The sequence below is a fragment of the Thermostilla marina genome, from assembly GCF_054657455.1.
Genome location: NZ_BAAHYR010000001.1, coordinates 4,691,400 through 4,704,644, shown reverse-complemented (window position 1 = coordinate 4,704,644; position 13,245 = coordinate 4,691,400). Strand labels below are relative to the sequence as shown.

General features: G+C 59.1%; 6 protein-coding genes. 1 reads left to right on the top strand and 5 read right to left on the bottom strand.

Annotation, left to right across the window (positions count from 1 at the left end; genetic code table 11):
• Positions 1-144: 144 nt before the first annotated feature.
• Positions 145-3,396, bottom strand: coding sequence for an outer membrane protein assembly factor BamB family protein (locus ACYQ2I_RS17005; protein WP_460168228.1), 3,252 nt, complete (start codon positions 3,394-3,396; stop codon positions 145-147).
• A gap of 558 nt (positions 3,397-3,954) precedes the next feature.
• A complete protein-coding gene (locus tag ACYQ2I_RS17000; protein ID WP_460168424.1) occupies positions 3,955-5,871 on the bottom strand; it encodes an acyltransferase family protein in 1,917 nt (638 codons plus the stop codon).
• A gap of 46 nt (positions 5,872-5,917) precedes the next feature.
• Between ACYQ2I_RS17000 and ACYQ2I_RS16995 the strand changes: the two genes are divergently transcribed.
• Positions 5,918-7,333: a transposase gene (locus ACYQ2I_RS16995; RefSeq protein WP_460168227.1), complete on the top strand. Its 1,416-nt coding sequence runs from the start codon at positions 5,918-5,920 to the stop codon at positions 7,331-7,333.
• Between the two features lie 355 nt (positions 7,334-7,688).
• Here ACYQ2I_RS16995 and ACYQ2I_RS16990 read toward each other — a convergent pair whose 3' ends face one another.
• The 3 genes from ACYQ2I_RS16990 to ACYQ2I_RS16980 form a co-directional block, all read right to left on the bottom strand.
• Positions 7,689-10,253: an ATP-dependent Clp protease ATP-binding subunit gene (locus ACYQ2I_RS16990; protein WP_460168226.1), complete on the bottom strand. Its 2,565-nt coding sequence runs from the start codon at positions 10,251-10,253 to the stop codon at positions 7,689-7,691.
• Positions 10,254-10,745: 492 nt separating this feature from the next.
• Positions 10,746-11,357, bottom strand: coding sequence for a tetratricopeptide repeat protein (locus ACYQ2I_RS16985; protein WP_460168225.1), 612 nt, complete (start codon positions 11,355-11,357; stop codon positions 10,746-10,748).
• Positions 11,358-11,615: 258 nt separating this feature from the next.
• Complete coding sequence (locus ACYQ2I_RS16980; protein ID WP_460168224.1) at positions 11,616-12,956, bottom strand: leucine-rich repeat domain-containing protein; 1,341 nt, start codon at positions 12,954-12,956, stop codon at positions 11,616-11,618.
• Positions 12,957-13,245 lie beyond the last annotated feature (289 nt).

Genomic DNA, 13,245 nt, shown 5'->3' with positions numbered 1-13,245 from the left:
GCTTCTCAACTACAGACCGATCGCGGCTCTGTTCGACCCTGCGGAGGAACACCGTCGGCTTGTGCATCCGAGACTGTCTGCACTGCGCCTCCGCAGCTGGCAGCAATTGTGCGGGCATACTCTTTACGCAAGTCTCTCCAGCGTTTACTTTTCCTCAAAACAAATCAGTGCACCGTCGACTGTGACCATATACAGCCGACCGTCGGCCGCGATCAGGCCGTCGAAAGCCGGCAACCGATCCAGCTTCATTTCGGCCAGCTTCTTGCCGTCCGTCTTGGAGAAAACCTGCATCACCCCACCGTACTCTCCGCGCAGCCAAGCCGCCTGCTCGGCCATTTTTTGCTGGAAGATTTTTTCATTTGAGCGGCCCCACATTTTCTTCTCGTCCACCACGTCGCGCGGCCCGGCAATGAACAGCCGATCGTCGGCCAAGACCATGGCCCGGGCCATTACGTCCGGCTCTTCGTGAATCCATTGGTAGTCCAGTGCCGTAAGCTGCTCGGACGGCAATTGTGCAAGCTTCTTCCAGTCCACCGACTGACCTGCCAGCGGAACCGTGGCCGGATACTTGCCTTTGATCCACTGGCCTTCCAGCGAGCGGACGCCCACCTTGCGCGTCGGATACTTGCCCGCGCAGTACAGGCGGTATTCCGTCACCGAAGTGTTGCATAGCAGCTCCGGATCGCGGCCATAGGCATAGGCATTGGTTTCGTCGGTGCACATGATCCGGCCGTAGGGCACGCGCTTGGGCGGCAACTGGAACTCAGCCCAGCCCTCGCCGGCCGCCCGGCCGAACAGCCAGTAGGTGCGCTGGTGCCACGCATCGTCGAGAAAGGAGATGGGGGCGAACAAATGGACCTCTTCGTCATACTGGGTATCCGGACGCAGCGGCCGGATTCGCACGCGTCGGCCGTCGAGTGTGAAGGTCTGCGATTTCATATATACGTATTTGCCGTCGCTGGAAAGGATATCGGGCAGGGCCACCGGCATGTGTTTGCCCATGAGCAGATCGTCGAGGATCTGATCGGAGCCCGGAACGCGGCGATCCATCACGTTTTCGGCCAGCAGGCGGCCGGTGGAAGGATCGAGGATGATCATGCGCAGTCCGCCGTCGAGGAACATCGAGCGACCGGCTATACAGTAGAGTTTATCTTGCTCCACGAGGACACTGCCATGCAGGGGCCAGACCGATTCGAGCTGACCGTAGGAGATCAGCTGGCGATCGTTAGGTGCCGCCTGAAACTTCCAGACCAGCCGGCCGTCATCCAGCTTCAGGGCATAAACCCAACCGTCGCCGCAACCGAACAGGGCCATGCCCCGATAGATCGTCGGCGGCGAGTTGACCCGGCCGCTGGCGACAAAGCGCCAGAGCGGCCCGCCGGTTCGGGCGTCGAAGGCATACACCGCGTGTTGATCGACTGCGCTGACAAGTAGTTTGCCCTCGGCCACCACCGGCTGGCTGAGCTTGGTGCCGAACTGTTTCTCCCAGGCGGGTTTCACCTCCGGCGAAACTTCGGTGCGGACATAGCCGCTGCGCGTGTTGTCGTGACGAAAGACCGGCCATTCGGATGCTGCATATTCGGCCCGCTTGCCGACTTGGCCGTAGGCAGGACCTTTGACCAGACGCAGCTCGGCCGGGGGTGCCTGGGCCGATTGCGGCTCGGGCGAGAGGGCATTGAAACCGTTGAGCTTCGATTGATAGTAACAAGCGCAGGCATGCGGTACAGCATAGACCATACCGTTAGCCGGCATGACACCGTAGATGCAACCGCCGCGTACCCAGTGGTTGTCGTACCATTCGTTTTGTTCGATGTCGTAAACCTGGATGCCCATGATCGGCGGCAGCAGATAGCGCACCGTGGCCCGACCGGGATAGCAGCGTTGGTGAATATAGAAGGACTCAATGGGATTGCGGTATTCGGCCAACTTCTCGCCGGTCTTCAGGCTATAAGTGGTAAACACTCCATTGTTGTTTCGGCCAAGCACCCAAACCTTGTCGCCGATGACGTAGAAGTCCTCCAGGCTGAAATGACCGGACTGGGGCTTGTTCTTGACCACCCAGAGGACCTCGCCGGTCTGGGCGGAGACTGTGACGATCCAGCCCTTGGGAGCAAACACCACCCGGTCACCGCAGAGGATCAGTCGCGGGCCCGCATATCCGGTGGGGATCAAAGGCATTTCCACCGAGGGCGTCTTCCAGAGCTGCTTGCCTGTATTACGGTCGAAGGCTACCAGCGAGGCGCCGTCATGGACGCAGACCATGCGGCTGTCGGCTGCCAAGCTCATGGGGGCCACGGGCATCTTATGCTGCCAGAGGAGTTCGCCATCCTCGGCGCGAATGGCTTTTAGCACGCGCTCGCCGCTCTCAGGCCGCCAGCCCCAGTAATTGTTGGCTCGCCTGGATTCGGTCCAGCAGTTCGCGTTCTGCTGGTTATAGTCACACAGTGTAGACTCAGGGTCCACTGCGGCGAAGATCACGCCGTCGGAGACGATCAACTCGAATGTGGTGGCCGTCTCTTGGTATTCCCGCAGGACTTCGCCCGTGACCGCATCCAGACACAGCAAATTCTGTCCCACTCCCGGTGCGATGTACACCCGATCGCCGACCGCCACCAGTCGCCTCGGTAGCCAGCCCGGACCGGCTTTGAGCGGATACAGCGGATTCCACCAGTCGTGCAGTCGGCGTTTCCACAGCACCACCCCGTTAAACGCATCGCGTGCCGTCAGATAAAACGCCGGCGGCAACTGGATCGAAGCCACCGGGCCTTCGTCCATTACGTAGAAAACTCGCCCAGATGCCGAGACCATGGCGGTCATGCTGGCCGTATGCTCGTGGCTGCGGACCCAAAATGGACCGCCAGTCCAGCGTAGCCCCCGGGGGTGTCCGGCCACGCGATCCTGCGAAAGCGCGGTGCCCTCGGGGTCGTGCAAATAATGTGTCCACTCATCGAACTGCTCGGGCCAAGGTTTGACGGTCTTGCGCCAAGCTTCCCCCTGTTTGATGAGGGCTACTCCGCCGGGACGCAGCACCCGCAACACTTCCGCCATTGGTACCTCGCCCAAATCTTCCGCCAACACCAGGTTGACCACGTCGTTCACATAGGGAAGCTGTCGGCCGTCGAAGAGCGCGGCGGAGACGCTGCCATTGAGGCCAAGCTCGGCGAAGTGCTCTCTGGCCGTCGCCACCTTGACTGGATCGGTATCCAGTCCTTGGACCACGAAGGCCTTACCGGTTCTCAGCGCGGCGGTCAGTTGTCCATCGCCACAGCCGACATGAACGATCACGCCGCCGGTCACACCCGCCGTGCGGATCAGCTCCTGGGCTGACTGGTCGGCCGGGGCCGGCGCCGGCATCGTCCACACAATCAGTGTGAGTACAACAATCACGGCTCGCATGGTGACCTCCCTTGAACAGTGGGCAATTGGTTTCGAAACAATACTCTCGCCGAAAAAGTCTTGCACACCGCAGGCCGGCCGGGGGCGAAGTGTCCACTTGCCGGCGGATCTCACCGCCCCGCCCGAGCGCCTTGCAGTGTCATTCACGCATTGTCTGATGTCAATCGCGTCGGGGTGACAAGCCGAACAGACTACGAGAACTCGCCCGGTGCACGCTTGCGGCCGCTATTACTGCCAGGTTGGGATAGGGGCGGTCGAAATACGGCTGGTGTCCCCCTGTTCGTGCCGCCGGAATGCCTAGCAGCCCGTTGCAAAACCTCGTTGCGACCCGCGGACAATTGTAGCGAATAGCCGCACGAAACGGCGAGAAACAACCTTTTTGTCGGCACGATGCTCGGACGTAGGAAAAGGATTTGTCCGCTGACGTTTCTCGCTTGAATGGCACAATTTCGGCTTGGGCGGCCCAAACCGCCGCCGGACCTTATTCGACCTCACACGATGCCCAAAACCCGCTTGTGCAACGGGCTGATAACGGTGGTTTTTCCTGAACGGGAGCAACTATTCTTCCTTGCGCTCTACCGTGCTGTCGTCAGATGAGGACAGTCGTTTGGCACACACGGTAGATTCCGGCTGGCGTTGATTGTTGGTTTCTAGAATGGCAAGAACCGCATTGAGCACTCGACTTTCCACATAAGCTGCTCCGAACCCCGAAAGATGGATGCGGTCGTGGAAGAGCTGGTGGCCGTGTTCGTCGCAAAAGCGGATATTTCTTTGTTCGTCCAGGAACAAATCATCCACGTGTACGACATGAACGCGCTTGGATTCCAAAGAATCGAGAAATCGGCGTGCTTTTTCTCGCTTCTCGGTGTTTCGCTCCTCCTCGCAAACCGGATGCATACCGGTTTTGCGAAAAGATGCTCGCGAAGCGTCCTTTGGAAGAATTGGTGGTTGCGAAATTAGGATGACGTGAGAGGAATACTTTAGAATCTCTTCTACAGCAACTTTTACGTTGTCTTCGAATCCAGCCGTGTCGACCCTGCTGGCCCATGCCGCAACAAACACGGTTACATCCGGTCGCGTTTCAGCGAGAAAACGAATTGATTCCTCATATTGTCGGTTTCCCGGGAATGGATTTCCACCGGCGACGCTGATGACATTCACGTTAATCCCGTACAGTGTCGCCAGTTTCTTCATGATGATGCCGTACATTGATGCTTCACTGTCGCCCATTAACACGACATGTGGCGCACGATGGGAAGTTGAAAAAGTTCGACCACCATGTGCAATTGTGTCTACGGAAGCGTTGATGTAGTTATCCATACGAACCGAATACCCTACGAGCGTGAGTGTAATTGTGGCGACAGCAAAACCGGCATATGCGAACGATCGCATGTGTGGTCGATTCAATAGCCGACGTGCTGGTTGCTCTAGGACATAATACGAGGTGGTTGAAACTAGCAGCATGAGGCAGATCTTGAGTGCCCATCGAACAGGAGGGCTTGCTGCAAATAGGTGGTAGTCCACGAAGCAAAAGATGGGCCAATGCCAGAGGTAAAGGGAGTACGACAACTTGCCGACGTAGACTAGAGCAGGGTGGGCAAGTACGCGTTCGGTGAATGGCGAGGAATCAGGATTCCAGCCGATCAGCAATACTGTGCCAATCACCGGTAGAGCGGCTACAAATCCGGGAAAAGAATTTGACTCGCGCAAGAAAGCGAAAGAAAGCAAAATCATGGCGAGCCCAAGCAGTGCCACAGAACTGTGATACCTGAGGGGAGTCTTTCTTTCAGCAACAAAAACGGCCAAGGCGGCGCCAGCCAGCAATTCCCAGGCTCGTGTCGGCAACAAGTAAAACGCCCAGGTTGGGTTGGTTTGAGTTAGCAATACGCAACCGAGAAAGCTGGCCAAGGAGATTGCGAGTAGGCTGCCTAGTACTTGTTTGGCCGTAAGCCGTGATTTCGTAGTGAGTACCAGAAAGAGCGGCAAGAATACGTAAAACTGCTCTTCGACGGAAAGCGACCAGAAGTGCAAGAACGGTTGCGCGTCGGGAGATAGCTCAAAGTAGTTGCCTTGGAGCATAAACTTGACGTTGGCGAGAGACAGGCTAGCCGCCGTGGCGACGGCGCCTGCAGAAGCAAAGTCCTGCGGGGAGTAGATGTAAGAAGCAGCAGCCAATGTGACGGCAATTGTTGCCAGTAAAACAGGAAAAATACGGGTAATTCGGCGTTGGTAAAATCTGGCTAATGAGAAAACGCCAGATTGGCACTCGCGATAAACGATGGAGGTTATCAAATAGCCGGAAATTACAAAGAAGACGTCGACGCCGACGAAGCCGCCCGGCAGGAAGGCTTTGTTGAAATGGAATAGAAGCACTCCCAGTACGGCGATGCATCGCATTCCGTCAATCGAGGGTCGATAACAGCCCGTTGTAAAACCTCTTTGCAGCCAGTGGCTGATTGTAGAAAATAGCGGCACGAACCGACAAGGAATAAGCCTCTGGGACCAAGATTCTGACGGCACGATGCTCGGACGCAGAAAAAGGCTTCGACAGCCGACGCTGTTTATCCGCCGGGATGAAATCCCCGAACCGCCGGGTGCCGCGTTCTATCGCAAGCTGAACGCGCTTCTGGCGAAACACGACTTCGACCGACGAGCAGAAGCACTGTGTGCCCCGTACTATGCCCGAACCGGCCGCCCCTCGACACCGATCGGCGTGGTAATCCGGATGCTCCTGTTCGGCTTTCTGGAAGGCATCGGCTCGCAACGCGGGATCGCCGCCCGCTGTGCCGACAGCCTCTCGGCCAGAATCTTTTTGGGCTGCGAGATCACGGAACCGACGCCGTGCCACAGCACGCTCAGCCGCACGCGGCAACGCCTGCCGCTGGAGGTCTTTTTCGAGCTGTTCGCCATGGTCGTCGAGATCGCCCGCAAAGAAGGCCTGTTGCGCGGCAAGACCTTGGGCGTCGACGCGACCTTCCTGGAAGGCAATGCGGCCTTGAAGTCGCTGCAACATAAAGAGGAAGGAGAAAGCTGGAAGGAGTTTGTCCGCAAGATCTACATGGAAGAGAACCCCGAGGCTGACGAACCGACCGACGACGAGCTGCGTCGTTTCGACCGACAGCGGCAAGACAAGAGGCTTTCGAACCGGGACTGGGAATCGCCGGTCGATCCGGACGCGAGGATCGCCAAGCTGAAAGACGGCCGGACCCACATGGCCTACAAGGCGGAGCACGCGGTCGAACTCGGATCGGGGATGATCCTGGCGGCGGAGGTGTACACGGCCGACACGCCCGACACGACAAGCATCGAACAGACGCTGCAGGCGGCGGACAAGGTCGCGATCAAGGCGGACACCGAACCGGCCGAGGAAGTCGTTGCCGACAAGGGCTATCACAAGGCGGAAACACTTTCGCGGCTGCAACACGTAAAGGGTTGGCGGACGTACATTCCGGAAAAACGTCTTCGACACAAGCGTCGTTGGACGGACAAGCCGAGCGAGCACGAGGAAGCGTATCGCGCGAACCGTCGACGTTGCCTGGGAGCCCGCGGGAAACGGCTTCAGCGGAAGCGCTCGGTGGTCTGCGAGCGGACGTTCGCGCACGTCTGCGATACCGGCGGTAGTCGGCGGGTATGGCTGCGGGGCCTGACGGAAGTCAGGAAATGGTACCTGGTGCGGGTGATGGGCTACAACCTGGCGGTGATCCTGCGCTTGCTGTTCGGCCTTGCCTCGCCGCGGAGCCTGACTCGCGTCGTCTGTCTTTTCTATTTTGTCATTGTGACTGTTTATCTTCACACCACGTCGCTATTCGGCCGATTGGGCCGCATGCTCGGCTTTGTGACGCCGGTTTGTCGATATTCCGCCTTGCGCGGTCCAAACTACCGCCGGACCTTATTCGACCTCAAACCATGCCCAAAACCGGCTTGTGCAACGGGCTGATAAGGAATGGTTGCCAATGCCTTTTCCTCACAGCAGTAAGCTCAGTCGCCGAAGTCAGCACGTGGACACGTCCCTGCTGCTAGGGGCTCGAACAAGAGAAGTTCGTCGTCCACTCTCGCTGCTACCCACATTGGAGAATCAAGCCCGATAAACTCCATGCTCCTAATTATAGATTACTCCGGAGGTCTTCGCGTAGGAGTGGAGAACGTGTACCGAGGAAGATGCCGGTTTGTTCTTCCAAGAAACACCTTGGCGGATCGCCGGTGGGGGACGATCCGCCAAGGAAAAAGGAGGAGGGATAACCTTCTCGGTCCATGTTTTGCCGAACCGGCGCAGGCGGCCGGCTCATCCGGCATCAGGCGGTCGAGTCGTCGCCGTTTTCACCGCCGACGCCCGCGACTTCGCCTTCCGGCTTTTCTTCGCTCGATTCCTCCGACTTGATCGGCTCGAAGGTGAACTGCTTCTTGTCGCCGACTTCTTTCACCTTTACGACGATCGTGTCGGCGCCTTCGAACGCGCCGCGGAGCAATTCCTCCGAGAGCGGGTCTTCGATCGAATTTTCGATCGCCCGTCGCAGCGGTCGGGCCCCGAAGTCGAGGTTGCTCCCGCGTTTGATCAGCAGCTTCTTGGCCTCGTCGTCGAGGACCAGAGACAAGCCGCGTTCGGCCAGCCGGCTGCGGACCTTGGCCAGTTCGAGTTCCACGACCTCGCCCAGGTCTTTCTGGGTCAGGTGCCGGAACACGATGATGTCGTCGACACGGTTGAGGAACTCGGGCCGGAAGACCTTTTCGATCTGCTCCTGTACGCGAGCCTTCATGCTCTCGTAATTGGCGTCGTCATCGGGCTTCTGGAACCCGAAGGCCGATTCGTTCTTGATCGCCTCGGCTCCGGCGTTGGTCGTCATGATGATGATCGTGTTGCGGAAGTCGACGTTCCGGCCGAAGCTGTCGGTCAGGCGGCCCTCTTCCATCACCTGCAACAACATGTTGAACACGTCGGGGTGGGCCTTTTCGATTTCGTCCAAAAGGACGACCGAGTACGGCCGACGCCGAATCTTTTCGGTCAACTGGCCGCCTTCTTCGTAGCCCACGTATCCCGGAGGCGCCCCGACCAACCGGCTGACGTTGTGTTTCTCCATGTACTCGCTCATGTCGATTTGGATGAGGGCGTCCTCATCGCCGAACATGAACTCGGCCAGGGCCTTGGCCAGCAACGTCTTCCCGACGCCGGTGGGACCGGCGAAGATGAAGCAGCCGGTAGGACGCTTGGGATCTTTCAGGCCGCTGCGGCTGCGCCGGACGGCCTTCGAAATCGACTTGATCGCTTCGTCTTGGCTGACGACCCGCTTGTGCAGCTCTTCCTCCATCTTGAGCAGGCGGATGGAGTCTTCGGTCGTCATCCGTGTGAGCGGAATGCCGGTCATCTTCGAGACGACCTCGGCGACGACCTCGGCATCGACGACGCCGTCGGTTTTGAGGGTCTTTTCCCGCCACTCGCGGGTAATGGCCGCTTTCTTCTGTTTGAGCTTGTCGGCCTGGTCACGAAGATGAGCGGCCTTCTCGAAGTCCTGGTTTGCAACGGCCAGTTCCTTCTCTTTGTTGAGCCGCTCGACTTCTTCGTCGATGTCCTTCAAGTCGGGCGGACGGGTCATCGACTTCAAGTGCACGCGGGCACCGGCTTCGTCGATCACGTCGATCGCCTTGTCGGGCAGGCATCGGCCGCTGATGTAGCGGTTCGACAACTCGACGGCCGCCTCGATCGCGTCGTCGGTGATCTGCACATGGTGGTGCTTTTCGTACCGGTCGCGCAGTCCGCGCAGAATCGCGATCGCCTCGTCGGTCGTGTTGGGTTCGACCATCACGACCTGGAACCGACGGTCCAGCGCGCTGTCTTTTTCGATGTACTTGCGGTACTCGTCGAGGGTCGTGGCCCCGATGCACTGGATTTCGCCGCGTGCCAAGGCCGGCTTGAGGACGTTCGAAGCGTCGATGGCCCCTTCGGCACCGCCGGCACCGACCAGCGTGTGCAACTCGTCGATGAACAGGATCACGTTCTTGACGCGTCGCACCTCGTTCATCACGGCCTTGATGCGTTCTTCGAACTGGCCGCGGTACTTCGTTCCGGCGACCATCATGGCCAGGTCGAGGACGACGATCCGCCGATCAAGAAGCAGTTCGGGGACGTCGCCGTTGACGACACGTTGGGCGAAACCTTCGACGATGGCCGTCTTCCCCACACCGGCTTCACCCAGCAGGACGGGGTTGTTCTTCGTGCGGCGGCAGAGGATCTGCATCGTCCGCTCGATTTCTTTTTCCCGGCCGATGACGGGATCCAGCTTGCCTTGGCGGGCCAGTTCGGTCAGGTCGCGGCCGAAGCTGTCCAATGCCGGCGTGCGGGAACGGCCGCCGCGGGTTTCGCCGCTCGATTCATCGTCGTCTGAGCCGGTGCGTCCGGAACGTTCCGGATCGTCGCCGCTGTCGCTGCCGTGTCCCAGCAGGTTGAGTACTTCTTCTCGAACGTCTTCCAGCTTCAAGCCCAAATTCATCAAGACTTGGGCCGCCACGCCTTCTTGCTCACGCAACAAGCCGAGCAGCAAGTGCTCGGTGCCCACGTAGTTGTGGCTGAGCGTGCGGGCCTCTTCGGTGGCATACTCAAGGACTTTGCGGGCGCGAGGGGTCAGCGGCAACCGGCCCATCGTGACCATATCGGGGCCGCTTTGGACCAGCTTTTCGACCTCCAGTCGAATCTTGCGCAGATCGACATCCATGTTGCGGAGGACGTTCGCAGCGACTCCACTCCCCTCTTTGATCAGCCCCAGCAAGATATGCTCGGTGCCGACGTACTCGTGGTTGAATCGCTGGGCCTCTTGGTTGGCCAGCTGCATGACCTTCCGCGCACGGTCGGTGAAACGTTCAAACATGGGATCCGAAAACTCCTTCACAAGCTATTGTTCGCAATCGAAAACGGGACAGGCGAAATCGGCCGAATCGCGGGCGATTCGCAGTTCGCCGACACCCGATTGCGGGTTACGAATTCCTCGGGGAACCCCCAAGGCGAGGGGAGGCTCGCGTCATCAACCAATTCCCAATGCGGCGGATGCCTCCCAAATGTACTACGTAATTTGTTGCCCGTCCGGGCATCTCTGTTGTTATTTTTTGGACAATATCATCTGTTCTAATTACGGTTTCCGAGACGGGAGGGTTCACGGCCCTCGCCGCTCCGTTGGGCCGCCCGCCGGGGGCACCGCGGAATTCTCAGCGGGTCTATGGGCATTCTACGTGGCGGGACGGGTTTTGACGACCGGGATTTTTCTTCTTCGCAACCGGAATGACCGGAAAACTCGGTTTGTCTTGTGTGTTCGGTCTGGCTTGACCGGTTTTGTGTAAAAATGGGGTGGTGGGGAAAGATGCAATCACGCTGCGGCAGAAGGCTGCTCTTCGTGCGCTGCGGCGGTGTTTTCTGCGGTGGAAGGGGCATCAAGCGATTCCGAATCGTGCGATTCGGATTGATCCCGCTCGATCAACATGAGTTCACGGTCGATTTCCAGCGACCAGGCCGCTGCTGCCTCCAATCGCCGGAGCCGTGCCAACAGTTGGCCCGCCTCGTCCAGCCGCCCCCGCCGGCGCCAAAGTGTCGCCAACAACAGGGCTGCTTCGACATCGTGCCGGTTGCGGCGCAGGAGCCGGGCGAGAATGCGTTCGGCTTCGAACCAGTTGCCCTTCAGATAGGCCTCTTGAGCCTTGGGGAACAGGTCGGTGTTCGGATCAACCGACCGTCGGGCATTTTCTCGGCGGTTCCACCAAGCCGTTCCGATCAGCATGAGGCCCCAGCACATTCCCAAGGCAAACCAAAGCGCGGTACGCACGCGAGGGGCGAGCAATTCGGGCCAGAGAACGGTAGCCGCCAAGGCCAAGTTGAAGGCTGCACCGAAGACGAGCGCAACGATCGCCCCCCACCAGCAGGTGGACCGAACGAGGGGCCACAGGCCCGGCCAAAGGTAACACCAGCGAGCAATCCGGCTCATCGAGGCGGTCTCCGTGCGCGCAGCCGTCCTCCATGGTTGACGGCACCGGGCATTCTAGTGAGCCGCCGTTTTTCCATCAAGGCGAACGTGTTCGCCTCCCACGCGGCTACAAGAGGCCGGATCTTGTGAAGTCGGGGAAGCAGAACGACGTTCCCGGCCGAAAGCCCGTTGAAGACGCCACACAAAAGTGGGCCGAAGTCTGACGGGAGACTTCGGCCCGCGGATGTTCGACCGTCCATTGGATATGCCGGTGGGCGATCAGACGTCCTTGATCTTGCAGTCGGGCAGCAATTCTTTCAGCTTTGCGACGCCTTCTTCGCTGATGCCCGAGTTGACCACCGAAAGCGACTTCAGTGATTTCAGCTTGGCCAGCACGTCCACCGAGGCATCGGTGATTCCTTTGACGTTGTCCAAGACCAGTGATTCGAGCTTGCCGAGCGAGGCCAGCGCGGCAAGGCCGTCGTCGGTAATGGGAGTACCGTCGAGGTTCAATTCGCGCAGTTCGGACAACCCGGCTACGTGTTTCAGGCCTTCGTCGCTGATCTGCGTATTCCACAGATTCAGTACTTTGAGTTTCTTGAACGCTGCAACGGACTCCAAGGCGTCATCGCCGGCCATCGTTTCGGCCAGATCAAGTTCTTCAAGGTTTTCCAACGCGGCAAGTTCGGCCAGGCACGAACCGTCGATGTAGAGACCGCGGATGAGTAGACGGCGAATCTTGGTGCAGCCGGCCAATTCCTTGAGCCCCGCATCGGTGACGCCGTACGCCCGCATCAGGTCGAGAATTTCCAGGTCGGGCAGGCTCGCGATGTATTTCATCCCTGCATCGGTGATACCGGTGTCTTCCAATGACAGATCCTTGATTTTCGTGAGCTTGGCAATGTGTTCCAGGCCGGCATCGGTAAGCGAAGCCTGGCTGCGCAACTTGAGCGCCCGCAATTCAGTGAGAGGTGTCAACTTTTCCATGCCCATGTCCGTCAGGAGCATGCATCCGCGCAGGTCGAGGACCTTGAGATTCTTGAGCTTGGCCACATGGTCCATTCCTGCGTCGGTGAAGTTGTTGTACAACAGCGCGAGTTGTTCCAAATCGGGAAGTTCGGCGAGGAAGGCGAGTCCGGCGTCGGTCAGATTCGTGCTCCGCCGCAGGTTCAGGGAGCGGAGCGTCTTGATCTGTCCCAGCGGGGCCGTGCCCTCGTTGCTGATACTCGTGTTTTCGAGAACGAGATCGCGCAGCTTGGGAAACTTGGTCAAGTGGGGGATGCCGGCGTCGGTGATGTCGGCCCCGTAGAGAACCATCTTGACTACGTCGGTCAGGCACGTGAAGGTTTCGAGATCGGCGTCGGAGGTCTGCCGATTGTACAGGTCGATGGCGACCACCCGCCCCTGCTCGTCGTAGGTCACCGTGCCGCGAAGTTCTTCGATTCGGGCGACGGCGGCCTTCTGTTCTTCCGTCAGCTCGACCGGTTCGGCGACTTCAGTTCCCGCTTCTTCGGCGGTCGGTTTTCCGGACTCGCCGCTCGGTTTGGGCTGAGGGGTGGGGCATCCGACGACCAACGCCGCCAGCATCAACAATGCGGTTGAGAACCACAACTTTTGCATGAATCGTTCTCCTTCCCAAGAAGCCGCTACGCAGTGTTACCGAAATTTTCTATCTATCGATCGGCCGACATCCCGTGGCGGCGCGTACTCATCGCGCCGAGGCGGTCTTTGCTGCGGTCGCTTCCCCGCTTCCAAGGTGGGATATCAGCGATGATGACCAAAATATGATGGTCCCGCGGTCAGGCCGGTCGGATCGGGGACGTCTTCCTCGACCGTTCCTAGCCTACTCGATCGGTTTGCCGATCGCAAAGGGGCGCTTGATCCTCCGGCGCATGCACGGTGAATTCGG

Coding starts and splice junctions, on each gene's coding strand:
- ACYQ2I_RS17005 (WP_460168228.1), bottom strand. CDS start 3,396: ATGCGAGCCGTGATTGTTGTACTCACACTGATTGTGTGGACGATGCCG.
- ACYQ2I_RS16995 (WP_460168227.1), top strand. CDS start 5,918: ATGCTCGGACGCAGAAAAAGGCTTCGACAGCCGACGCTGTTTATCCGC.
- ACYQ2I_RS16990 (WP_460168226.1), bottom strand. CDS start 10,253: ATGTTTGAACGTTTCACCGACCGTGCGCGGAAGGTCATGCAGCTGGCC.
- ACYQ2I_RS16985 (WP_460168225.1), bottom strand. CDS start 11,357: ATGAGCCGGATTGCTCGCTGGTGTTACCTTTGGCCGGGCCTGTGGCCC.
- ACYQ2I_RS16980 (WP_460168224.1), bottom strand. CDS start 12,956: ATGCAAAAGTTGTGGTTCTCAACCGCATTGTTGATGCTGGCGGCGTTG.